Here is a 22,695-nt window from a genome sequence, read left to right on the forward strand (position 1 = left end):
CATTCATGTCCAGTTTATCCACCATCAGTATCCGAAGGCCGGTATTGTCCATAGTAATGTCCCTGACCATCATGATCTTCGGGATCATCGGGATATCTTTTCTGGGCATAAGGGAATTCCCAAGCGTGGACCCTCCGGTGGTCAATGTCAGAACCACTTATGTAGGTGCGAATGCAGATGTAATAGAAGCACAGATAACCGAACCCCTTGAAGAAGGGATCAACGGCATATCGGGAATCAAATCCCTGACGTCCATCTCTAACGATGGGGGTAGCAGTATTACAGTGGAATTTGAAGTTGGGGCTGATATGGAGGCTGCAGCCAATGATGTCAGGGACAGGGTGTCCAGGGCTCAGCGGAACCTTCCCATAGATGCTGAACCTCCCATAGTTACCAAACAAGATGCCGATACCCAGCCCATAGTTTTTCTTAACGTTCAAAGTGAACAGCGCAGTCTGCTCGATTTATCCGATATTGCCACGAATATTTTTAAGGAGCGGCTTCAAACCATAGACGGTGTAAGTGAGATCCGGATTTGGGGAGAAAAAGAGTATGCCATCAGGTTGAGAATGGATCCCTTGAGGATGGCATCTTATGGTATTACTCCCCTCGATGTGCTTACAAGGGTGCAAAGTGAAAATGTAGAACTGCCTACAGGGAGCATTGAAGGACAATCCATAGAACTTTCTGTCAGGACCAGAAGCAGGATGAGTACTCCGGATGAATTCAACAGGCTCATCATAAAGGAAGAGTCCAACAATGTGGTCCGGTTTCAGGACATTGGCAATGCTGAACTTGCTCCATTAAACGAGAAAACGGTATTGAAAAGAGATGGTGTCCCCATGGTAGGGGTGGCGCTGGTTCCGCTGCCAGGCTCCAATAGCATCGAAATTATGGATGAATTTTACCGGAGGTTGGATTTTATTCAAAAGGATTTGCCGCCGGATATTGAGTTGGGAATAGGTTTTGATACGACCAAATATATCAGAAGTTCCATCAGTGAGGTACAGGAAACCATTCTGCTTGCGTTTGTCCTGGTGGTCTTGATCATCTTCCTCTTTTTGCGGGATTGGAGAACTACTTTTATCCCTGTGCTTACCATTCCCATCAGTTTGATCGGGGTTTTCTTTATCATGTACTTTGCCGGCTTTTCCATCAATGTACTTACTTTGCTGGGCATAGTTTTGTCCATTGGATTGGTGGTGGATGATGCCATTGTGGTATTGGAAAACATTTATACCAAAATAGAAGGGGGAGAAGATCCAGACAAGGCTGCTGAAAAGGGAGCTGAAGAAATTTTTTTCGCGGTGATTGCTACCACGGTGGCATTGGCAGCGGTATTCTTGCCAGTAATATTCCTTACGGGCACCACAGGTAGGTTATTCAGAGAATTTGGCGTGGTAGTAGCCGGGGCTGTAATCATTTCCTCATTTGTGGCACTTACCATGACTCCCATGCTCAGTTCCAAATTGCTGAAAAAAAGGGAAAAGAAAAATTGGCTCTACACCAAAACCGAACCTTTCTTTTTATGGTTGAATGACCTGTATGCTGGGGCCTTATCCAGTTTTATGAAAGTAAAATGGGTTTCATTTGTTCTATTGGCCATTATGGGCATGGGCACCTATTACCTGTTCAATGACATTCCATCCGAATTGGCACCTCTTGAGGACAGGGGACAAATTAGAATAAACCTGGCAGGACCTGAAGGAGCAACCTTTGGTTATATGGATAGGGTCATAGACGAAATGACCGAGGATCTGATGAAACTGGTACCCGATGCGGAAAGAGCCGGGTTGATTTCTGTAACTTCCCCTGGTTTTGGCAGTGCCAGTACCAATTCAGGTTTCGTGAGGGTGATTCTCAAAGATGCTTCAGAAAGGGAGAGGTCACAGCAAATGATTTTTGATGATGTTTCTGAATACCTGAAAACCAAAACAGCGGTCAGGGCATTTGGAGCCCAGGAACCTTCTATAGGGGACAGGAGAGCCGGATTACCCATTCAATATGTTATTCAGGCACAGACACTGGAAAAATTGAAGGAAATAATACCTGTCTTTATGGAAAGGGTAGGTCAAAATCCTGCCTTTAGTTTTTCGGATGTCAACCTGAAATTCACCAAGCCTGAAATTGAAGTAGAGATTGACAGAGAAAAAGCGCGAAATATTGGTGTTTCGGTTCAGGAAATAGCCAGAACCCTTCAGTTGAGTTATTCCGGACAGCGATTTGATTATTTTATCATGAATGGAAAACAATATCAGGTGGTTGGGGAAATGCGATTAGAGGACAGAAATGAACCCATTAACCTGAGAATGCTTTATGTGAGGGGAGAGGATGGTCAGTTGGTCCAAATGGATAATCTGGTCCGAATCTCTGAAAGGAGTACACCGCCACAACTTTACAGGTTCAATCGTTTTGTAAGTGCTACCGTGCAGGCTCAGTTGGCGGCAGGAGAAACAGTGGGTACAGGTCTGGAAGAAATGGACAAAATAGCAGCCGAAGTTTTGGATGAAACCTATTCTACTGATGTGGCAGGGTTGTCCAAGGAATACCGGGACAGCTCGAGTAGTTTGGTTTTTGCCTTCATTTTTGCATTGGTATTGATTTATCTGGTACTTTCAGCACAGTTTGAAAGCTTTATGGATCCCCTTACCATAATGTTTACGGTTCCTTTGGCCATATTCGGGGCATTATTTTCTCTGTGGTTGTTTGATTTTACACTCAATGTTTTCAGCCAGATCGGAATCATCATGCTCATAGGTTTGGTCACGAAAAACGGTATTCTGATAGTTGAGTTTGCCAACCAGAGGAAAGCCACCGGGATGAGTATTTCCGAAGCTATTGAAGGCGCTGCCGCAGCCCGTTTCAGGCCGATTCTGATGACCAGCTTATCTACAATCCTGGGTATACTGCCCATTGCCCTGGCTTTGGGAGCCGGGTCCGAGGGAAGGGTGCCCATGGGTGTGGCCGTTATCGGAGGCCTGCTTTTGGCTACCATCCTCACGCTGTTTGTCATCCCTGGAATTTATTCTTATTTGACATCTAAAAAAGGCAGATTGACAAGAGTCTAATTATGAAGAAATTTTTATTATTACACGTATTGATTGTCTTTTCTTTCCCCCTTTTTGCGCAGGAAGAGGAAATATTGACTTTTCAAAAAGCGGTTGAAATTGGATTGGAGAATAACCTGGATGTTAAAATAGCTACCAATCAGGTCCTTTTGACGGAAAATGACCGAAAATTAGGCACCAGCCTATTGATGCCTACCATTGACCTAAACAATACCAGGGGTTATCGCAGAGAAGATACTGAGCAGGCATTCGTCAGTGATCCGGAAAATCCCAGGATCATTCCAGGTGCGCAGACAAGAACGAATAATTACAGCCTCGTGGCCATTTATGGCTTTAGTGCCGATGCTGTGGTAGCTTTGCAAAGGTTAGGGAAACTGACAGAGGTCAGTGAGCTTGAAGCCAAAGTGGTCATTGAAAATACAGTAGCGGCGATAGCTACTGCCTATTACAGATTGGTCCTGGAGCAACAGCGGTATGATGTGTTGAACAATACACTGGAGCTGTCTGATGAAAGGTTGGAAATTGCAAAAGCGCAATATGAATTTGGCAGGGCCTCCAAACGAGATTTTTTAGCGGCTCAGGTGGATTACAATGCAGACCTTACCGCTCTGGTAACCCAGGAACAGGTTATTCAAAATTCAAGAGTCAATCTCAATGAATTGCTGGCACTGGGCCTGGACGATAATTTCGCAGTAAGGGATACCATTATCATAGAAGAAAACCTCTCCATGGAGGAGCTGCGGGAAAATGCCTACAGCCAGAACAAGATGTTTTTGGTGACACAACGCATGGAAAATGTAGCCTACCTTCAACTCAAGGAATTGAGGGCACAGCGACTTCCAACGATTACGCTTAATGGTTCTTACAATGACAATACCCTCAACTCGGATGCAGGATTCCTTTTAAGTAACCAGCAACAGGGAATTAATCTTGGTGCCACAATCAGTTTGAACCTATTTAGCGGACTTTCCCTTAACCGCCAAATCCAAGGGGCCAAAATTCAAATCAACAACCAGCGGCATTTGATGGAGCAGTATGAAAACCAAATGCAGGCTGATTTACAGCGGACCTACAATACCTATCAAAACAGCAAACGCTTGTTGGAAATAGAACGCAAGAATTATGAAGTGGCTGTAGAAAACGCTGATATAGCCCTGGACAGGTTTCGCCTGGGTATTGCCAATTACCTGGAGTTTAGGGATGCCCAGGTAAACCGCCTGCAGGCAGAAAGCAGATTGATAGAATCCTTGTATACCATTAAGGAAAACGAAATAGAATTGATGAGGATTTCAGGAAAAATATATTTCCCGCAGGATATATAAAACATTATTTTCCCTAAATGGGAAATCTGTAGAAGCCCGGTAGATAATACCGGGCTTTTTTGGTTAATTGAGGATAATGGGCTATAATTGATTTGACCAACGCCCCAACAGGGAGCTATAAAGTATGAGAAAGACTTGGTTTTTTTTTCTTCAGATCATTTTTTTGCTGCCATTTTTGGATGCATGCCAGTCAGCAGATGTAGAAGAATCAAAGCCTGATTTTTGGGAGTTTCCGGCAGAGCTTGATTTTGATGCCATCCAGAACAGGGGATTTATCAGGGCCATCGTGGATAATTCTTCCGCCAGCTATTACATCTATCGGGGAAGAACAATGGGCTACGAGTTTGAGCTGCTAAGAAACCTTGCCAATAGACTGGGAGTAGGTTTGCGCTTGATTGTCAGGCATGATATAGAGGATGCCTTCAGGTTATTAAACGAAGGAAAGGCCGATATTGTGGCCATTAATTTTGAGGTAAATGAGGAAAGGAAAAAATATGCCGCTTTTACCCAACCTGTTGGCAGGATGAAAACAGTGGTCGTTCAAAGAAAAGACAGGACCCATATTGATAGCCTTGCTGAACTGGACCAGAAGAAGATCTATATCAAGAAAGGAACGATATACAAGGACCGTCTGCTTTCTCTTCAGGATTCCCTGAAGTTGAACTTTACTTTGGAAGAAGAAAATACCGGCCTGGAGAATCTAATCAATAAAGTGGTACAAGAAGAAATTGATTATACGGTTGTGGATGATGATGTGGCTCTGGTCAATGCGACTTATTATGACAATCTTGATGTTAGCCTTATGGTTAGTCAGGCAAACCCGGTTTCATGGGCAGTAAGAAAAAATGCTCCTGATTTACTAAACCGGATCGATGAGTGGATTGCCCGGATAGACCGGACCGGATATAAAGCCATCCTCTATCACAAGTATTTTTTGAACAAGAAAAACAGTTATTACCGTACCTCTTCTGCCTTTTCTTCCGTTTCGGGCGGGAGAATTTCCAAATACGATGAAATCATAAAGGATGGTGCGGATCAGCTTGGCTGGGATTGGCGCTTGCTTGCTGCGCTGGTTTACAAAGAAAGCCGTTTCAATAATTCAGCCGTTTCCTATGCCGGTGCCGTAGGTTTGCTTCAACTGATGCCCGTCACCTTACAAAGGTTCGGTGTCAATGATCCCAATAACCCCAATGAGAGCTTAAGGGGTGGTGTAAGTTACCTCAAATACCTGGATGGATTCTGGATGGAAAGGGTACCGGACAACACCGAAAGGATTAAATTTATTCTTGCCTCCTACAATGTAGGGCACGGGCATGTGCAGGATGCCTGGAGACTGGCTTATAAATACGGAAAAGATACCCGCCGATGGCAAAATGTTGCCTATTACCTGGAAAGGAAATCCCAACCCGAAATTTACAGAGATCCCTGGGTAAAAAGTGGCTATGCCAAAGGGCATGTCACGGTAAGGTATGTTCGGGAGGTGTATGGTTTGTATGAGTCTTACAAGGTATTGGTGGAATCTTAGGCTTTGGGAATCAGGTCGCACATGATCCTGGCAGAAAGCAGACACAAGGGTATCCCCCCTCCTGGGTGCACACTTCCCCCACAGAAATAAAGTCCTTTTATACTTGAAGAAAAATTGGCATGCCGCAAAAATGCAGCGTACCTGTTGTTTGAACTGTTCCCATAAAGTGCCCCATTTGCAGAAGACGTTTTAGACTCTATGGTAATGGGATCGAGTATTTCTTCTACCGCAATCAGGGGTTCAATATCTGTATGGAGCGTGCGGTTGATTTTATGGATGATGGACGCTCTGGCCCTGGCCTTTAACAGTTCCCAGTTTTGCCCCTGGTTATTGGGTACATTGATCATGGTAAACCAATTCATGCAGTTTTCCGGGGCATCGTCTTTTTTATGAACTGAAGTGATGTTGATGTAAACGGTAGGATCTTCAGAAATGCTTTTTTTGTGGAAAATATGGTCAAATTCCCCTGCATAATCTTCACTAAACAAGATATTGTGGAGGTCCAGTTCAGGAAATTCTTTCCTGATTCCCCAGTAAAATATCAATGCAGAACTGGATTTGGGCTGTTGCAAAAACCTGGTTGGCTGATCCTGGTCTTTGAGAATGGTCTTATAGGCGTTTACCATATCCATATTATTGACTACCAGGTCTGAAGCCTGAAACCTGCCCTGAACCACCACGCCTTTGGTCACTTGCTTTTCAACCACAATTTTATCCACAGGTTTGTTAAATGAAAAACTTACTCCCAGATCAGTGGCAAGCGTATACAGGCTTTGGGTGATGGCATGCATTCCTTTTTCAGGAAAATAGGCTCCCCTATTAAATTCAAGATGGGGAATGATGTTCAGGGTAGCGGGTGTTTGGTAGGGATTGGAGCCATTGTAGGTGGCATATCTGTTAAAAAGTTGCACCAGCTTTTCATTGTCAAAATGATTTTTGTTGGCCTGGTTCATGGTATTGAACAAGCCCAATTTGCCCAATCTCAGGTAAGCCTTTAAGGCTTTTTTGTTTATCCAGGTGCTCCACTTGTGCAGGGACCTGTGCATGAAAAGCGGAGCGAGGTAATTGTAAATGTATGCGGATTTGTCAAGTGCCTTTTTGATATTTTCAGGGTTTTCCCCCAAGTTTATTTGTACTTCATTTGCAAACGCCTCCCTGTCGGCAAAAGTCCGGAGACGGGTGCCATCCTCCCAAAAATAATGGCAATTCACTTCTAGCCGCTTATAGTGAAAATGGTCTCGGGCAGTTTTACCTGAAAGAGCGAACAGTTCATCTACCTGTTCGGGTAAGGTGAAAAGGGATGGGCCCATATCAAAGCGATAGCCCTGGATCGAAATTTCAGAAAGCTTCCCTCCCGGGTAGGCATTGGACTCAAAAACCTGTACCTGATACCCCTTATTGGCCAGCCTGATACTTGCTGCCAGTCCTGCAATTCCCGAGCCGACTACAATTGCTTTTTTTCCCATATTTGTAAAACTAAAAGGAAATGGAAGAGTTCAGGTTAAATCAGGGATTCCGTTTTCCATTCCTTGAATGCCTGTGATAGGGTGTTCTGAAATACTTCAGCTTCCTGAGCACCGCTAACGGCATATTTCCTGTCAAAAACAAAAAATGGAACTCCTTTAATCCCCAATTGCCGGGCTTCCAGGATATCCTTTTTTACCTCAGCAGCATATTGGTCTCCGGCCAGTATTTTATCCGCTTCTTTCAATCCGATTTCTTCCGACAAATGAATCAGGGTCTCTTTGTCATCAATATTTTCCTCCTCGGTAAAATAGGCTTTTAAAAATCGCTCCTTCGCCTGTTGCTGAAGGTTCTGGCCCCTGGCATGATGCAACAACCTGTGGGCCTGAAAGGTGTTGGCAACAATGGCTTTTTCCAATTGATAATCCAACCCGACAGCAGTTGCCTGCCTTGCGACATGTGCGTTCATTTCCCCGACCTGCTCCAGGGTCATGCCTTTTTCCCTGGCCAAAAAATCGTTGACGGACCTATCAGGATCGGTTTGCATGTCGGGCATTAACTGGAAACTCCTGTAAATTATCTGCAGTTCATCAGACAGCTCAAAAGTCTGCAAGGCTTTTTCAAATTTACGTTTGCCTATGTAGCAAAAGGGGCAAACAATATCACTCCAAATTTCTATTTGCATGTCAGTACTTAATTTTAGGGCGAATAACATCGAACCGCGAATCCACAGAACAAACAATTGATAGGCGGGCTTCGGTTCAGTCTATGCGGATTATTTAAGAAACCATAAAAGGGTAATAGTAACTTGTGGAGTACAGGTTTTGATATTTTAGCCACAGATTTTCACGAAATGGAGGTACAAATCACCTTCAGCAAGGTTTTTGATATAAAATACACTAACTTGATCAACCGAATAGCATTTTATTTCCATATAATATTGATGTAGTATGACAGAGATCATTACCACCATTAAAAAATTGATAGAAGTAAGGTTTAAAATCTTAAAATCTGAAATCCTGGATGAGATTAGTAGCATTGCCGCGAGGGTAGGCATCTTATTGCTAATGGTTTTGGCGGGGTCTTTTATCCTGTTGTTTGGCAGTATATCGCTTGCTTTTTATTTTAGCGAACTTCATGGAAGCACTTCCGTGGGGTTTTTATTATTGACGGGAATTTACTTTTTGTTATTCATCATCTTATACCTGGTAAGGAATGCCAATTTTGTTCAAAAAGGGCTTAAAAATTCACTTTCCCGGTACGTGTTTTTATTCAAGAGTAAAAAAGATTGATCATGGATGAAGCATTAAAAAGACAATCTGAGGAATTGGAACAAACCCTTCAGAAACAGCTGGAGTTGTTGAAGCAGGATTCCAGGGTGTATATCAAAGTAGGAGGTATAGCCTTGTTGGGAGGGTTATTGGCTGTGGGTACCACCAGGTTATTTTCCGGGAGCGGCAAAAAAACGCAGGCGATAAAAAGGAGCAAAGGAAAACAAAAAAAGAAATTCAGCATACTGCGAAATATCAGAAACAGGTTTTTTTGGATGGCCCTTGATTATGGTAAGTCAAGGCTTTTGGAGCAGTTGGTAGCAAAAGCTAGTGAAGAGAATGAACAAGGGAAGTGAACTGAGAGACCTTCTTCTCCAAAGAAAAAAGGAAGGGTCCAAAAGCCTGGCCCTTTTGATAGATCCTGAAAAAATGGATCAACAAACTTCTTTCGATGAACTGATCCAAAGTTCTTCTGACTTTGCCATCGACTTTTTCTTTGTGGGTGGAAGTCTGGTAAACCGGGATAAACTGACCGCCTGTCTTCAACGGATAAAAAGACTTGCTGCTGGAAGCGTTCCCATCATCCTTTTTCCGGGAAGCGCCATGCAGCTTTCAGAAGAGGCAGATGGTATTTTATTTCTATCCCTTATATCCGGTAGAAATCCGGAATTGCTGATAGGACAACATGTACTTGCAGCGCCAAGTTTGGCCAAAAGTGCTTTGGAGATCATCCCTACGGGATACATGCTGGTCAATGGGGGAAATGCGACCAGTGTGGAATATATCAGTCAAACCATCCCGATTCCCCATGACAAACCCGATTTGGCAGTGGCCACTGCGCTGGCCGGAAAATACCTTGGCTTATCGGTGTTTTATTTGGATGCCGGGAGTGGGGCAGAGCTACCGGTTTCTTCTGAAATGATCCATGCAGTAAATCGACATACAGGGTACCCATTGATTGTAGGGGGAGGGATTAATTCTTTGGCCAGGGCAAAGCAGGCCTGGAAGGCTGGTGCTGATGTGCTGGTCATTGGCAATGGGGCAGAAAAAAACCCCAGCCTGATAGCCGAGGTCCTTCACTATGCCAAATGTTATAATGCCTCACTGAACGTTAATTAAAGATTCTCTTCTTCTCATTTTACCGGCAGGTAGTCCATACATCATTTTAAATCTTCTGCAAAAGTAGGCTGTATCTTTATAACCTACTTCCTTGCCTATATCGCGGATACTTTTTTTAGTGGTTCTGAGTAATTCTACGGCAGCTTCCATCCTTTGGTATTCGATATAATCCTGTGGGTTGATCCCTGTAAGCATTTTGAAATACTGGCCAACATAGTCTTCCGAGACATTGGCCACTTTTGCAAGAACCTTGTTAGACAGGTCTCCCCCAATGTTCTTTTTAATGTAATTAAACATGTCAATAAGCCTGGGATCTTTGAAGTAGGTACTATTGGTGGACAATTCCTCAACAAAAAGCCTGTTTTTTAAGATATGCCTGACAAGTTCTACTACCAGTAGTTCGGTATATAACTTGATCACCCTTTCCTTACCTGGGGTAGCTTGTTCGGATTCTTTTACCACATCTTCAATGATAGATGCGATCCTGTCATTGAAACGAATTACAAATGCGGGAATCCCGAGAGAATTAAAAAAATTAACCACATCGAAAACCTTTGCTTCAAAGGAAAGTGAGGTGATGCAGTCATTTTCCTCATTTTTAATGTCTTTAAAACTTATGGTTTGGAGGTACTTCTTTTTGTTCTCCAAAAAACTTTCATTGTTTGTTTCGTTCCTTTTGGTGACCGTACCAAAAGAAACCTTCGTAGACCTGGCAGCAGGAATAAAAAGTATTTCTCCCTCATTTACAGACTCTTGGTCCTCTCCAAAATTTAAAGAACCCCTGTGAAGAAGGATGGCTGTGTTTTCAGAATCTGAATAATCGGTGATGGTAACGGGCCGTTCTATTTTAAAGTTGTTTCCTTTAACGTACCTAACTCCAACCGACTCGATCACCTTATTGTAATATTCCATGATTAGTGCCTTTAGGTTTACTTAAGCAAAAGTATATTATTTTTTTGATTTGTTAGGACAATTATAGATAAAAAATTAGAATAAACTAAATTTCGATATGAAAATTAATATATTTTTTTAAAAATCCATAGCTTATGCAATTATCTTAAAAGGCTTCGGGATATAACTATTTTTTGAATCTCTGAAGTGCCTTCATAAATCTGCGTGATTTTGGCATCACGCATCATGCGTTCTACATGGTATTCCCTAACATAACCATAACCCCCATGGATCTGTACCGCCTCTGTTGTGGTTTCCATGGCAACTTTTGAGGCATACAATTTGGCCATGGCACTGAGTTTGGAATAATCTTTACCCATATCTTTGGTTTTTGCAGCTTTCATGCAAATCAGTCTTGCTATTTCAATTTCCATATCCATATCAGCCAGTTTGAACTGGATGGCCTGATGTTCTGAGATGGGTTTTCCAAAGGTGTATCTTTCCCTGGCGTATTGCAATGACCTTTCAAAGGCCCCTGAAGCGAGTCCCAAAGCTTGAGCCGCTATGCCGATCCTACCTCCGTTCAGGGTCTCCATGGCAAATTTAAACCCAAATCCCAGGTCCCCTATCCGGTTTTCTTTGGGTATTTTTACATCCGAGAACATCAGTGAATGAGTGTCTGATGCCCTTATACCCATTTTATCCTCTTTTTTGCCAATTTCAAAGCCAGGCCAGCCTTTCTCCACGATAAAAACAGAAATACCATGATGGCCTTTTGTGCTGTCCGTTTGGGCAATTACCAGGTAAATGTCTGCGGTATTCCCGTTGGTTATCCAATTTTTGGTACCATTGAGCAAATAATGGTCTCCCATGTGAGTGGCAGTGGTCTTCTGAGAGGTGGCATCTGATCCGGCTTCTGGTTCTGATAATGCAAAAGCTCCCAATGATTTTCCGGAGGCCAGCGGTATTAAATATTGTTGTTTTTGCTGGTCATTGCCGTATTTTTCCAAGCCCCAGCAAACCAGGGAATTGTTGACAGACATGATGACAGCAGCAGAGGCATCGATTTTGGAAATTTCCTCCATGGCCAAAACATAAGAAATGGTATCCATGCCCCCTCCTCCGTATTCCGGACTGCTCATCATGCCCAAAAACCCCATTTCTCCCATTTGGAGAATAAGCTCCTTCGGGAAGGTTGCTGCAATGTCTCTTTCAATGACACCAGGTAACAATTGGGTACTGGCAAAATCTCTGGCAGCTTCCCGGACAGCCAGTTGCTCTTGGGTATATTCGAAATCCATGTCTGGTCAGTTAAAAGTCAAAACCTGAATAATATACGCTAAAAAATAAAAAAGGGGCAATTTATGCCCCTTTAATTCATATATTTTCGAATTGGGTTATTCTCTGCCACCAAAGAAAATAAAGAAATAATACGCCAAAGTGGCCATGGAAGCAATTGCTGCCACCACATAGGTCATCGCGGCCCATTTCAATGCATCTTTTGACATGCCATATTCCTCAGGGGTGACAATATTACGTTCCTGCACCCAGGCGAGAGCTCTTTTACTGGCATCAAATTCAACGGGTAAGGTTACCAGACTAAAAAGGGTCAGCATACTGTAGGCCCCTACGACGACGACTCCCACTGCCTCATAAGGAAGCCCGAACAGGGCAATTCCTCCAAATAAAGAGGCAATCAGCACAAAATTCAGAATTTTACCACTGACGTTTTGAATTGGCACCAGGGTAGACCTCAATTGAAGCCAAGTGTAGGACCGGGCGTGTTGTACCGCATGTCCGCACTCATGAGCTGATACGGCTGTTGCCGCAGCATTTCGGCCATAGTAGACATCAGGACTAAGATTTACCGTTTTGTTCATCGGATTGTAATGGTCAGACAACTGGCCTTCCACGCAGTTAACTCTTACATTATGGATACCATGATCTGCCAACATCAATTCTGCGATTTCTTTTCCGGAAAGATTGGCCTTTAAGGCGGTCTGAGAATATTTCCTGAATTTATTCTTGAGCTTATTGCTCACCACATAACCAATGATCCCAAATACAACTACAATTAATATGATTCCCATTTTCTTTTTATAATTATTTTTTGCTACATAAACGAACCATCAATGCTGAAGGTTGCTTTCTTTTTTACTGGCTAAAAGAAGCAAACTTAGCCCTCCCAAAGCCATTATGGTCAGCATTTGTGAGGCATGAACGATCATTGCAAATATCTTGCCCTGCTCTTCAGATATGCCATAAAACAAGAGTATAAATGCCACCATGGCGTGGAAAGTTCCTATACCACCCTGTACCGGAGCCACCATGCCTATACTCCCCATTACCAATACCATTAATACCGAAGATGCTGATAAAGAGCTTGTTGAAGGAATTGCTTGTGCGATCCAATACATCATGAAAAAATATATTATCCAGATCAATACAGAGACGGCCCAAAATCCGAACTGTTTTTTCATTTGAAAGACCGTTTCCAGACCACTGACAAATTGTCGTAAAAACTGCCTCACCTTCCCTACCCATCCGGAATGCCTGTACCTGCGGAATGTTAAGTAAACAAGTCCCACTCCCCCTGCCATAATAACCAGGCCTATGGAGAAATAATTATTCATGAAGGCTGTCAATGCGGGCACAGAAACCAGCAAGCCGAAAATTTCCAGAAATATACCTCCTTGAAATAGGAAAGCCAGGGCAATCATCAGGAACATAAAGACCATGTCTATGCTTCTCTCCAAAACGACGGTGCCAAACAATTTTCCAATTTTGATAGGGTAGGTCTTATTTACTGCTCCACACCTGGCCAATTCTCCTGCCCTGGGGATTAGCAAGTTCATGAGGTAACCAAACATTAAAGCCCAAAAAACATTGCTTGTGCTGACAGGGATTTTTTCACCGGTTTCAATAAGGATTTTCCACCTCCATGCACGCAACCAGTAACCCAGAATGCCTACCAATACCGAGGAAGTCAATAGAAGCAAATCCGTGTTTCTAAGAGCACTCAGGATGGTATCCTTATCAATGTCCCGGTACAAATAATAAAAGATGAATACCGCAATAAGCAGGGACACGGTTACCTGAATTCCCTGTTTTATATTTTTGCTCAAATCAATTGATTTTGATCGTCCGGAAATATGACGATGGGATTGTAGCCTTTGGCTTCTTCAAAATCCATGGATGCATAGGAAATGATGATCACAACATCACCCACCTGAGCTTTTCTGGCAGCGGGGCCGTTCAGGCAGACCTGTCCGCTACCTCTTTCCCCTTTAATGACATAGGTTTCCAATCTTTCGCCATTATTGATATTGACAACCTGTACTTTTTCATTGGGAATGATATTGGCAGCATCCATAAGGTCTTCGTCTATGGTGATACTTCCCACATAATGAAGTTCTGCCTGGGTGATTTTTACCCGATGTATCTTTGATTTTAAGAGTTGGATGTGCATGGCAATTTCTGTTGAGCTATTCGCCTATAACAAGATTGTCTATCAGGCGGATATTTTCTATGTTGGCGGCAATACATATAGCAAAGGGCGTTCCGTTTACCGGCTTGTACGTCAAAGAGAACCTTTTTAACTCCACCAACTCCAGGTATTCCGGCTGTATGGCTGCAGGCAAAAGCTCTTCTTCAATAACTTTCTTCCGTATGCTAAACCAATCTCCTCCATTTAAAAGTTCAGTCTTACACTTTTGAAGTGCCTGGTAAAGTTTAGGTGCCAGCGTACGGCCGTTTTCAGAGAGCCTCAGGTTTCTGGAGGATAAGGCCAGTCCATCCTCCTCACGGACGGTGGGGATCATTTCAATGCTGGTATCTATTGACAAGTCTTTTGTTAGCCTGCGAATAATGGATACCTGCTGCAGGTCTTTTTGGCCAAAAAAGGCAACATCTGGTTGAAGTATGTGAAATAGCTTAGCCACTACAATTGCCACCCCGTTAAAATGCCCTGGTCTGAACCTTCCCTCCATAACCTGCTCCATGGGCCCAAAATCAAATTCAGTGGTAATGGCTTCCGGGTACAATTCTTTTTCGTCGGGAACAAACACCAGGTCAGTACCTTCCCTGGAAAGAATTTCCAGATCAGCAGATAAAGTACGCGGATATTTTAACAGGTCTTCCGGGTTATTGAACTGAATGGGGTTGACAAAGATTGAAACCACAGTAATGTCTGAAACCTTTCTGGAACTACGGATCAACTCAATATGACCTCTGTGCAGTGCTCCCATTGTGGGTACCAATCCAATAGACTTGCCCTGGCTCTTCAAATGCTTAATTTGTTGCCTTACAGCGGGTATGGTTTCAAATTTTTCCAAAGGCTTCCTTGAGATGGTGTAGCAAAATAGGTGCAAAAGTATATTATTTTGATTAAAAACAATGGGAATTCCTTATTTTTTTTGTAATTTTGTAGTCCCGTTATATCCCTTAACAAAACACACTAGATATGTCTAAACTTCGTATCCTTTACGTAGCAAGTGAAATCAATCCATTTCTTCAAACCTCAGAGGTCGCCAATTTTGTAAGGGCACTGCCTCAGGCCATGCAGGAGAAGGGAATGGAAATCCGTATCCTGGTACCAAGATTCGGTTTGATCAATGAAAGAAAGAACAGGTTGCATGAGGTAGTAAGGCTTTCCGGAATCAATATTTCAGTGGGAGAGGAAGAAAAACCCCTGATCATCAAGGTGGCCTCTATCCCCAATGCGAAGCTTCAGGTTTATTTCATAGATAATGAAGACTATTTTCAAAGGAAGAGCGTTTTCTTTGACAAGCAGGATAAGTTTTACGAAGACAATGACGAAAGGGCGATATTCTTTTGCAAAGGTGTATTGGAAACCGTAAAAAAATTGGGTTGGGCACCGGATGTAGTGCACTGCAATGACTGGATGACCAGCCTGATTCCGTTGTATCTAAAAACAACCTACAAGAATGAACCCCTTTTTAAGGAAACAAAATCTGTGTTTGCCATTTATAATAACGGATTTAGTCATAAATTTGGGGACGATTTATTTGAAAAAATCAAAATGGTAGATATTGACGATAAACTGCTTGCTCCGTTAAAATCCAAAGATTATGAGGGCTTCCTTAAACTTGGGATGGAGTATGCAGATGTAGTCGTCAAGGGTGAGGATATTTCTGAAAGCCTGACTACCATGATTAAGGAAACATCTAAAGACAAACAGTTTGAAATTAATAGTGAAGAAGAAGGTCAGCTTTTTGAAAGTTATTACAACATCTACACCGACCTGGCAGGCTAAGATTTTCGGGATATTATTATCCGTCATTTTATTCACCGGTGCCTGTTCCGATCCTTCAGAGATAGGTTTGGTACTGGATCCGGACTCTAATCAGATAGGGGTTTTCTACGAAGAAATACCCCTTTCTTCTTATTTGGTGCTGGCAGATTCTTTCAATACCACCAGCCAGGGAAGGATGGTGGTAGGTGGGGACCAAAGCGATCTGTTTGGGACCACGCAATCCATTGGTTACAGCAGGCTCTCCTTCAATCCAAACGGGATCCCTCCCGAGGAAGAGGCGATTTTCGATTCTGCGATTTTTACCATGAATGTGGTAGACCTTATAGGAGAGAATTTTGACGAGGAAAAAACTTTCAGTGTTCACCGGCTGACCGAACCGATTCTGGATACCGCCTATTATAATTTTAGCCGGTTGGAATTTGAAGAAGAGGCCAACATAGCATCTGGCTCCTTTTTATTGGAACCGGATACAGCCAACCTTTTAAGGATGCAGGTTAATCCGGAACTTTCTGCTGATTTTTTCAATAAGCTTAAATCAGATGATCCGGTATTTGACAATATTTTTGCCTTCCGGGATTATTTCCCGGGTATCGTGATCACCGGAGAGCCAGAACAGAACACCTCGCTTTCACTGGCAACGGGTAGTGGTACAGGTATGACGCTTTATTATCATTATGATGGAGATACGGTGTCCACGGCCTATCCCATCAATACCATTCAGTCCCGGCATTTTACAGGGGTGATCAGTGAAAGGCAGGGATCAGGGATTGATGCTGTAGCTGAAAGAGGAGAAGCATATGAAGTGACCGGGGATCTGCTAGGTGTAAAAGCCGGTCTGGGATTAATGGCGAAATTAGACATGAGTCCACTACATGACTTTCTGGACACCCTGGAGAATATTACCTTTAATCAGATCATGCTGGAGGTAGGTCCGATAGAAACCTATCCGGAATTTAAGGCACCTTACAACGCATTGGTGATGTATTTTGCTACAGCAGACAATAAAATCTATCGCCGCTTTGATGGAGCAGAAGTAGCTATACAGGCTGAAGGTGGCAGTCATACCGGGTTGGATCAGCAAGGAAACGTCGTGCCCACAACGAATAACCAGACAGGTTTGGCTTTTAATACTGAAAACAGAGTTTATGCCAACCAAATCACCTCTTACGTGAATGCCTTGTACCGCTCCGGATTGGTCAGAACAGACTTGTTCCTATATCCCAATACCCCAAGTACAGAAAGGGCTCCGGTAACCGCTGATGCCTTTAAAAGATCACTCAGGGAATTTGTAGTCGATAAAAACAATATCAAATTAAAAATATACTATACCAAAATCAGGTAACAATTGGGCATCAATGGGTTTTGCCGAAAAGTAAAGCAGCCCATTGGTTGTTGCTTTTTTTGTCCTTGTAAAGCAGCCCGCATTTTTCGGCTTCCTTTCTGATGTCGGCAATATCAGATTCATAAAAGCCACTTAATACCAGGTATCCCTCTTTGTCCAGGACCTGGGCGTAAGTGGCCATTTCATCCAATAATACATTTTTATTGATATTGGCTAGTACCAGGTCATAATACCTTTCTTTATTTACGGTTCGGACATTTCCCTTTTGCATGGTGATGTTTTGCAAGCCGTTGATTTCAAAATTTTCATTGCCGTTGGCCACACTCCAGTCGTCAATGTCAAATGCAGTGACCGTTTCCGCACCAAGTTTTTTGGCCATAATGGCCAGAATACCCGTGCCTGAGCCAGCATCCATCACCTTTTTATTTTGGTGGTCAAGTGACAATTGCCAGGTCAACATCAGGTAGGTAGTGGCATGGTGTCCCGTTCCGAAAGACATTTTTGGATTGATAATGATCTCATGGGCAAAGGCCGCTTCTTTGGATGGATGGAAAGTAGCTCTCACATAAACTTTGTCCATCACCGTTATTGGGTCATAGTGCTTTTCCCATGCTTCATTCCAATTGACCTTTGGCAATATCCCTTCACGGATCTGAATGCTGGCCGGGCCTGTGTACCGGGCTAGCAGCTCTTTCCACTCGTTTTTATCCAGGTCCCCAGGGAGGATATAGGCATCAAATCCTTCTTCAGTTTCCAAAAATGAATCAAAACCAATTCCGGCCATTTCTGCCATTAGAATTTCTCTGTAGGCTTCTTTGCAGGTAATTTTGAATTCCAGGTATTCCATTTGAATGGCTTTTGATCGGTTTTAATACAAGTATGCCTGGTCTAATTTAGTCCGGGCATACTTTTAGTACCTGTTTTAGAATGATTTGACAATGTCTACAAAATCCCTTGACTTCAGGGATGCTCCGCCTATCAATCCGCCGTCAACATCTGGCTTGGAGAAGATCTCTTTGGCATTGTCTGGTTTACAACTTCCCCCATAAAGGATGGAAATTTCATTGGCTACGGATTCTCCGTATTTACTTGCCAGGTGTTTGCGAATGGCAGCATGCATCTCCTGTGCCTGCTCTGCCGAAGCAGTTTTTCCGGTTCCAATGGCCCAAATGGGCTCATAGGCTATGACAATGTTTTTGATCTCATCCTCGGAGAAGCCAAATAAACTTTCGGTAAGCTGATTTTTTACATAGGACTCATGTGTATTGGCTTCCCTTATTTCTAAAGGTTCACCGCAACAGAAAATGGGGACCAGCTTATTGGCAAGTGCCTGTTTGGTTTTTTCAGTCAGCAAAGCATTGGTTTCCTGAAAATACTCCCGTCTTTCGCTATGGCCGATGATAACATAACCTGCTCCAAATGAAGCCAGCATTTCGGCTGAGATTTCACCGGTAAAAGCTCCGGAGGCTTTATCGGAACAATTTTGGCCTCCCAAATGTATATTTTTAACACCCGATATCAATTTATTGACCCCATGAAGATGAACAAATGGAGGATTCAAAACAACGGTTACATCCATTGAGGGCTCATCCCTGATCATATTTACAATCTCAGAAGTAAGCTTTTGACCCTCTTCCTGAACACAATTCATTTTCCAGTTTCCGGCAACAATTTTTTTTCGCATGATATATTAGTTAAGATTTATATATTTGGTCAGGATTATCCCGTTCATTTACCAAAGGTTAAAATTACGTAAAATGTCAGTTCCAGAAAAAGAAAATTCGGATCCAGGTACAAAAAAGAAGCTGGGTTATTCCACTGCCCTAAAAAAAATATCTTCGTTTTGTGCCTACCAGGAGCGTAGTCTTTTTGAAGTAAGGGGTAAATTGGAAGATTGGGGTTTGCATGCAGAGGAGGTTGAGAAGTTGATATCCCGTTTGGTGGAACAGGATTTTCTCAACGAAAAAAGGTTTGTGGATAGTTTTGTCAAAGGGAGGTTTGGGTTAAAGAAATGGGGAAAGGTAAGGATACGGCAGGAATTGAAAATGCGGCAAATACCCAATGAAATGATTCTGGAAGCTCTTGGAGCACTGGATGATGGGGAATATGAAGAAACATTAAATTTCCTTGCGGAAAGAAAGTGGAAATTGACCAAAGAGTCCGACTTGTATAAAAAGAAAGCCAAGGTATCCCGTTTTTTGTTATTCAGGGGCTTCGAACCGGATCTGATTAAGGAAGTGGTGGACAGACTGGCTACGGCTTAGGGATAAACCGGTCTTCCGATTCCTGTGGAATGACATCTATGACATTGGCCAATACCAATTTGACCAGTGTCCTGGAGGCGATATAAATGGGGATTTTCGCCATGGACATGTATTCTTTCAAGGTAATGTGCGATCGGACGGCCAGTTCTTTCATCAGCAATTCTTCCTTTTTGCCGTATTTGAAGATGATATCCTCCTGTCTTTGTTTTCGCTTCATGATTTCCCACATTTCCCTGCTGGCCTGTATGCTTTTATCGGCTACCCTGATATACGCCTTCTTTCGTTTATCATCCCATATGAAATGCGGACCTGACTTACTTTTTTGAATTTCATATACCGCAACGCCCTTTTTCGGGTTGAGGTGCACGACATGTTTTTTTATTTGTATGGAAGGTAAGATCAAATCCTGAATGGCCTTGTCCATGGCATAAACCTCTTCTTCAATATAGCGCTGACCACTTACAGTGCCATCATCATCCACTCCAATGAGCAGGTGTCCACCATCCGTATTGGCCATGGCCACGATTTCCTTAACGATTTTTTCCGGGTGGGCTGCTTTTTTTTTGAATTCCACATGCAAACCTTCTCCTTTTCTGGCTATTTTCCCAATTTCCTGAATTGTCATTGCCTTTCATTTTATTAAAACCGCCAGCGTTATTCTTGCCCCAAGTGTTTGGTTTTGTACATAATAATCTGCCATTCCTTCCAACCGCATCCGGTAAGTAAAATTGTAGGTATATCCGGCTCCCAGGCCTAAGTCAGCGTTGTTGCCCACCAGGGCCCGGGCACGAATGAATGCCGCCTCCAAAGGATAAAACCTCAGACCACCTGTAATTTGGTTGGGCCCTTCTGTATTGTATTCATATCCGCCCGAAAAGGACAAGTGGTGCAGGTGAAAATAATTGATTTCGGCACCAATTTGAGCTTTTTGGAATATTCCCCTGACATCAGACCTGATAAGATCCATTCCCCCACTGATTAAAAAACTACCGGCAGCCTGCTGGGCATGCCCTTTTGTGATTCCGCCGAGTAGCAGCAATAAACATAGGGTTGGAATCAGTTTTTTTTTCATGATGTGCCCCCGTTTAAAGTTTCCAGTCTTTTTTTAAGCCCCATCCATTCGTCCCTGAGCCGGGCAGCCTCCATAAAATTCAATTCTTTGGCGGCGGCCTCCATCCTCTTTTGGGTTTGTTTGATCAGCTTCTCCAATTTATCCTTGCTTAGGTACTGAATGATGGGATCTGCCGCCACATCCACTTCCTCAGGGTTATTTTCCACATATATTTTAGCGTTTCTTTTGCTGTCGGCCACCTTGGTCTGCCCCATGATCCTGTCGTGGGATTTGATGACCGTTTTGGGGGTGATGCCATGTGTTTCGTTGTATTCTTTTTGCCGGGCTCTTCGCCGATTGGTTTCATCTATGGCCAGCTGCATGCTATCGGTGGTTTTATCGGCATACATGACCACTTTGCCATTTTCGTTTCTGGCGGCGCGCCCTATGGTCTGAACCAGACTTCTTTCGTTTCTGAGGAAACCTTCCTTATCCGCATCAAGGATGGCTACCAGGGCTACCTCGGGAAGATCCAAACCCTCCCGCAGCAAATTCACGCCCACGAGTACATCAAAAATACCCAATCTCAGCTCCCGCAAAATTTCCACCCGGTCAAGGGGTTTTACTTCTGAGTGAATGTACCTGGATTTGACCCCTACCTTGGCCAGGTATTTGTCCAATTCCTCAGCCATTCGCTTGGTAAGAGTGGTGACCAATACCCTGAAGCCATTTTTAATGGTTTGGTCAATTTCCTCCAAAAGGTCATCTATTTGATTGCCACTGGGCCTGACTTCGATCACCGGGTCCAGTAGACCTGTGGGCCGGATGATCTGTTCCACCACCACCCCTTCGGATTTGGTTAGCTCATAGTCTGCAGGGGTTGCACTGACATAAATGACCTGATTGGTCAGTGACTCAAATTCATCAAATTTCAAAGGCCGGTTATCCAAAGCTGAAGGTAATCTAAAACCATAATCCACCAGGTTCATTTTCCTTGACCTGTCTCCACCCCACATGGCCCTTACCTGGGGCAGGGTGACATGACTTTCATCAATGACCAGCAGGAAATCATCGGGGAAATAATCCAAAAGACAAAAGGGTCTGGTGCCGGGTTGCCTGCGGTCAAAGTACCTGGAGTAATTCTCCACACCGGAGCAATACCCCAACTCGCGAATCATTTCGAGATCAAATTCAGTCCGCTCTTTCAGCCTTTTTGCTTCCATCAATTTCATGTCTTTTTCAAAAAAACTAAGTTGTGAAACAAGGTCATCCTGAATTTCATGAATAGCGGTATCGATCACGTCCCTTCCTGTAACGAATAAATTGGCAGGAAATATGGTGATAATTTTCTCATCTGAAATTTTTTTGCCACTTGCAGGATCTACCCGCTGAATGGCTTCAATTTCATCTCCCCAGAAAAAAAGCCGGTAGGCAAAATCCCCATAGGCCACAAATATATCCACGGTGTCACCCTTTACCCTGAAGGTGCCCCGGGTAAAATCACCCGTAGCCCGGCTGTATAGTACTTCCACCAGTTTGAATAAAAGCTGATTTCTGGGAATCCGGTCACCCTCCTGGATTTTGATGACATTTTTACCAAATTCCTCCGGGTTTCCTATACCGTAAATGCAGGAAACCGAAGCCACCACAATCACGTCCCTTCTGCCTGAAAGGAGTGCAGAAGTGGCGGAAAGGCGCAACTTTTCTATTTCTTCATTAATAGATAAATCTTTTTCAATGTAGGTGCCACTGGTAGGAATAAAGGCCTCCGGCTGATAGTAGTCGTAATAGCTGATAAAATACTCCACTGCATTTTCCGGGAAAAATTGTTTGAATTCTCCGTAAAGTTGGGCAGCCAATGTTTTGTTGTGGCTCAGGACCAATGTAGGCTTCTGTACCTCCTGGATTACATTGGCAATGGTAAACGTTTTGCCGGAACCTGTTACACCCAGTAGTACCTGCGCCGGTTCCCCGGAATTTACCCCCGATACCAGATTTTTGATGGCGGTAGGTTGGTCTCCTGTAGGTTCGTAATCCGAAATGATATTAAAATCCATATAATTTTAATTTACTTAGATACAACGCCCATAAGGCAGGGAATAG

The 22,695-nt window shown here is 43.3% G+C and carries 22 protein-coding genes; 9 read left to right on the forward strand and 13 right to left on the reverse strand.

Annotated features, from left to right (window positions below; all coding sequences use genetic code 11):
• Positions 1–5: 5 nt before the first annotated feature.
• From G9Q97_RS09405 to G9Q97_RS09415, 3 genes are all read left to right on the forward strand, one after another.
• Positions 6–3,068 (forward strand): efflux RND transporter permease subunit, encoded by a 3,063-nt coding sequence (locus G9Q97_RS09405; RefSeq protein WP_166146074.1) that lies wholly within the window; start codon positions 6–8, stop codon positions 3,066–3,068.
• Positions 3,069–3,070: 2 nt separating this feature from the next.
• Positions 3,071–4,390, forward strand: a complete 1,320-nt coding sequence (locus tag G9Q97_RS09410) for a TolC family protein (RefSeq protein ID WP_166146077.1) — start codon at positions 3,071–3,073, stop codon at positions 4,388–4,390.
• A gap of 124 nt (positions 4,391–4,514) precedes the next feature.
• Positions 4,515–5,915 carry an MltF family protein gene (locus tag G9Q97_RS09415; RefSeq protein WP_166146080.1) on the forward strand — a complete coding sequence of 467 codons (1,401 nt, stop codon included), beginning with the start codon at positions 4,515–4,517 and terminating at the stop codon, positions 5,913–5,915.
• Here the strand turns inward: G9Q97_RS09415 and crtD are convergent.
• Complete coding sequence (crtD, locus tag G9Q97_RS09420; RefSeq protein ID WP_166146083.1) at positions 5,912–7,381, reverse strand: 1-hydroxycarotenoid 3,4-desaturase CrtD; 1,470 nt, start codon at positions 7,379–7,381, stop codon at positions 5,912–5,914. The two genes, G9Q97_RS09415 and crtD, sit on opposite strands and share 4 nt — an antisense overlap.
• A 35-nt stretch (positions 7,382–7,416) precedes the next feature.
• Positions 7,417–8,064, reverse strand: coding sequence for a DsbA family oxidoreductase (locus G9Q97_RS09425; RefSeq protein WP_222851958.1), 648 nt, complete (start codon positions 8,062–8,064; stop codon positions 7,417–7,419).
• A 265-nt stretch (positions 8,065–8,329) separates the two neighbouring features.
• Here G9Q97_RS09425 and G9Q97_RS09430 point away from each other — a divergent pair, with 265 nt between their 5' ends.
• Genes G9Q97_RS09430 through G9Q97_RS09440 form a run of 3 tightly spaced genes read left to right on the forward strand, consistent with a single transcriptional unit; the run spans position 8,330 to position 9,769 of the window.
• Complete coding sequence (locus tag G9Q97_RS09430) at positions 8,330–8,671, forward strand: phage holin family protein (protein ID WP_166146086.1); 342 nt, start codon at positions 8,330–8,332, stop codon at positions 8,669–8,671.
• A gap of 2 nt (positions 8,672–8,673) precedes the next feature.
• Positions 8,674–9,006 (forward strand): hypothetical protein, encoded by a 333-nt coding sequence (locus G9Q97_RS09435; RefSeq protein ID WP_166146088.1) that lies wholly within the window; start codon positions 8,674–8,676, stop codon positions 9,004–9,006.
• Positions 8,990–9,769, forward strand: coding sequence for a geranylgeranylglyceryl/heptaprenylglyceryl phosphate synthase (locus tag G9Q97_RS09440; RefSeq protein WP_166146091.1), 780 nt, complete (start codon positions 8,990–8,992; stop codon positions 9,767–9,769). Before G9Q97_RS09435 ends, G9Q97_RS09440 begins: the two co-directional genes overlap by 17 nt.
• Here the strand turns inward: G9Q97_RS09440 and G9Q97_RS09445 are convergent.
• The 6 genes from G9Q97_RS09445 to panC form a co-directional block, all read right to left on the reverse strand.
• Positions 9,752–10,681 (reverse strand): helix-turn-helix domain-containing protein, encoded by a 930-nt coding sequence (locus G9Q97_RS09445; protein ID WP_166146094.1) that lies wholly within the window; start codon positions 10,679–10,681, stop codon positions 9,752–9,754. The two genes, G9Q97_RS09440 and G9Q97_RS09445, sit on opposite strands and share 18 nt — an antisense overlap.
• 140 nt (positions 10,682–10,821) lie before the next feature.
• On the reverse strand, positions 10,822–11,961 hold the full coding sequence (locus tag G9Q97_RS09450; protein WP_166146097.1) for an acyl-CoA dehydrogenase: 1,140 nt from the start codon (positions 11,959–11,961) through the stop codon (positions 10,822–10,824).
• Between the two features lie 96 nt (positions 11,962–12,057).
• Positions 12,058–12,750 (reverse strand): zinc metallopeptidase, encoded by a 693-nt coding sequence (locus tag G9Q97_RS09455; protein ID WP_166146100.1) that lies wholly within the window; start codon positions 12,748–12,750, stop codon positions 12,058–12,060.
• A 39-nt stretch (positions 12,751–12,789) separates the two neighbouring features.
• Positions 12,790–13,785 carry a lysylphosphatidylglycerol synthase transmembrane domain-containing protein gene (locus G9Q97_RS09460; protein ID WP_166146103.1) on the reverse strand — a complete coding sequence of 332 codons (996 nt, stop codon included), beginning with the start codon at positions 13,783–13,785 and terminating at the stop codon, positions 12,790–12,792.
• A complete protein-coding gene (gene panD, locus G9Q97_RS09465) occupies positions 13,782–14,129 on the reverse strand; it encodes an aspartate 1-decarboxylase (RefSeq protein ID WP_166146106.1) in 348 nt (115 codons plus the stop codon). Before panD ends, G9Q97_RS09460 begins: the two co-directional genes overlap by 4 nt.
• 16 nt (positions 14,130–14,145) lie before the next feature.
• On the reverse strand, positions 14,146–15,030 hold the full coding sequence (gene panC, locus G9Q97_RS09470; protein ID WP_166146109.1) for a pantoate--beta-alanine ligase: 885 nt from the start codon (positions 15,028–15,030) through the stop codon (positions 14,146–14,148).
• A gap of 92 nt (positions 15,031–15,122) precedes the next feature.
• Here panC and G9Q97_RS09475 point away from each other — a divergent pair, with 92 nt between their 5' ends.
• Both G9Q97_RS09475 and G9Q97_RS09480 read left to right on the forward strand, forming a co-directional pair.
• On the forward strand, positions 15,123–15,935 hold the full coding sequence (locus G9Q97_RS09475) for a glycogen/starch synthase (RefSeq protein ID WP_166146112.1): 813 nt from the start codon (positions 15,123–15,125) through the stop codon (positions 15,933–15,935).
• Positions 15,895–17,277 carry a DUF4270 family protein gene (locus G9Q97_RS09480; RefSeq protein ID WP_166146502.1) on the forward strand — a complete coding sequence of 461 codons (1,383 nt, stop codon included), beginning with the start codon at positions 15,895–15,897 and terminating at the stop codon, positions 17,275–17,277. Before G9Q97_RS09475 ends, G9Q97_RS09480 begins: the two co-directional genes overlap by 41 nt.
• Before the next feature lie 10 nt (positions 17,278–17,287).
• Here G9Q97_RS09480 and prmA read toward each other — a convergent pair whose 3' ends face one another.
• Both prmA and tpiA read right to left on the reverse strand, forming a co-directional pair.
• Entirely contained in the window at positions 17,288–18,124 is an 837-nt protein-coding gene (gene prmA / locus G9Q97_RS09485) for a 50S ribosomal protein L11 methyltransferase (RefSeq protein ID WP_166146115.1), read from the reverse strand.
• 75 nt (positions 18,125–18,199) lie between these two features.
• Positions 18,200–18,961 carry a triose-phosphate isomerase gene (gene tpiA / locus G9Q97_RS09490; protein ID WP_166146118.1) on the reverse strand — a complete coding sequence of 254 codons (762 nt, stop codon included), beginning with the start codon at positions 18,959–18,961 and terminating at the stop codon, positions 18,200–18,202.
• Positions 18,962–19,034: 73 nt separating this feature from the next.
• Here tpiA and G9Q97_RS09495 point away from each other — a divergent pair, with 73 nt between their 5' ends.
• Entirely contained in the window at positions 19,035–19,541 is a 507-nt protein-coding gene (locus G9Q97_RS09495; RefSeq protein WP_166146121.1) for a regulatory protein RecX, read from the forward strand.
• Here the strand turns inward: G9Q97_RS09495 and G9Q97_RS09500 are convergent.
• The 3 genes from G9Q97_RS09500 to uvrB are packed head-to-tail and all read right to left on the reverse strand — an operon-like array spanning position 19,531 to position 22,649.
• Positions 19,531–20,166 (reverse strand): AlbA family DNA-binding domain-containing protein, encoded by a 636-nt coding sequence (locus tag G9Q97_RS09500; protein ID WP_166146124.1) that lies wholly within the window; start codon positions 20,164–20,166, stop codon positions 19,531–19,533. The genes G9Q97_RS09495 and G9Q97_RS09500 overlap by 11 nt on opposite strands.
• Positions 20,167–20,172: 6 nt before the next feature.
• A complete protein-coding gene (locus tag G9Q97_RS09505) occupies positions 20,173–20,613 on the reverse strand; it encodes a hypothetical protein (protein ID WP_166146127.1) in 441 nt (146 codons plus the stop codon).
• Complete coding sequence (gene uvrB / locus G9Q97_RS09510) at positions 20,610–22,649, reverse strand: excinuclease ABC subunit UvrB (protein ID WP_166146130.1); 2,040 nt, start codon at positions 22,647–22,649, stop codon at positions 20,610–20,612. Before uvrB ends, G9Q97_RS09505 begins: the two co-directional genes overlap by 4 nt.
• Between the last annotated feature and the right edge of the window lie 46 nt (positions 22,650–22,695).

It is taken from the genome of Cyclobacterium plantarum (genome assembly GCF_011290685.1).
Taxonomy (GTDB): domain Bacteria; phylum Bacteroidota; class Bacteroidia; order Cytophagales; family Cyclobacteriaceae; genus Cyclobacterium; species Cyclobacterium plantarum.

Coding starts and splice junctions, on each gene's coding strand:
- G9Q97_RS09455 (WP_166146100.1), bottom strand. CDS start 12,750: ATGGGAATCATATTAATTGTAGTTGTATTTGGGATCATTGGTTATGTG.
- G9Q97_RS09450 (WP_166146097.1), bottom strand. CDS start 11,961: ATGGATTTCGAATATACCCAAGAGCAACTGGCTGTCCGGGAAGCTGCC.
- uvrB (WP_166146130.1), bottom strand. CDS start 22,649: ATGGATTTTAATATCATTTCGGATTACGAACCTACAGGAGACCAACCT.
- G9Q97_RS09440 (WP_166146091.1), top strand. CDS start 8,990: ATGAACAAGGGAAGTGAACTGAGAGACCTTCTTCTCCAAAGAAAAAAG.
- tpiA (WP_166146118.1), bottom strand. CDS start 18,961: ATGCGAAAAAAAATTGTTGCCGGAAACTGGAAAATGAATTGTGTTCAG.
- G9Q97_RS09505 (WP_166146127.1), bottom strand. CDS start 20,613: ATGAAAAAAAAACTGATTCCAACCCTATGTTTATTGCTGCTACTCGGC.
- G9Q97_RS09425 (WP_222851958.1), bottom strand. CDS start 8,064: ATGCAAATAGAAATTTGGAGTGATATTGTTTGCCCCTTTTGCTACATA.
- G9Q97_RS09405 (WP_166146074.1), top strand. CDS start 6: ATGTCCAGTTTATCCACCATCAGTATCCGAAGGCCGGTATTGTCCATA.
- panD (WP_166146106.1), bottom strand. CDS start 14,129: ATGCACATCCAACTCTTAAAATCAAAGATACATCGGGTAAAAATCACC.
- G9Q97_RS09500 (WP_166146124.1), bottom strand. CDS start 20,166: ATGACAATTCAGGAAATTGGGAAAATAGCCAGAAAAGGAGAAGGTTTG.
- G9Q97_RS09495 (WP_166146121.1), top strand. CDS start 19,035: ATGTCAGTTCCAGAAAAAGAAAATTCGGATCCAGGTACAAAAAAGAAG.
- G9Q97_RS09445 (WP_166146094.1), bottom strand. CDS start 10,681: ATGGAATATTACAATAAGGTGATCGAGTCGGTTGGAGTTAGGTACGTT.
- prmA (WP_166146115.1), bottom strand. CDS start 18,124: ATGGAATACCTGGAATTCAAAATTACCTGCAAAGAAGCCTACAGAGAA.
- crtD (WP_166146083.1), bottom strand. CDS start 7,381: ATGGGAAAAAAAGCAATTGTAGTCGGCTCGGGAATTGCAGGACTGGCA.
- G9Q97_RS09430 (WP_166146086.1), top strand. CDS start 8,330: ATGACAGAGATCATTACCACCATTAAAAAATTGATAGAAGTAAGGTTT.
- G9Q97_RS09475 (WP_166146112.1), top strand. CDS start 15,123: ATGTCTAAACTTCGTATCCTTTACGTAGCAAGTGAAATCAATCCATTT.
- G9Q97_RS09415 (WP_166146080.1), top strand. CDS start 4,515: ATGAGAAAGACTTGGTTTTTTTTTCTTCAGATCATTTTTTTGCTGCCA.
- G9Q97_RS09435 (WP_166146088.1), top strand. CDS start 8,674: ATGGATGAAGCATTAAAAAGACAATCTGAGGAATTGGAACAAACCCTT.
- G9Q97_RS09410 (WP_166146077.1), top strand. CDS start 3,071: ATGAAGAAATTTTTATTATTACACGTATTGATTGTCTTTTCTTTCCCC.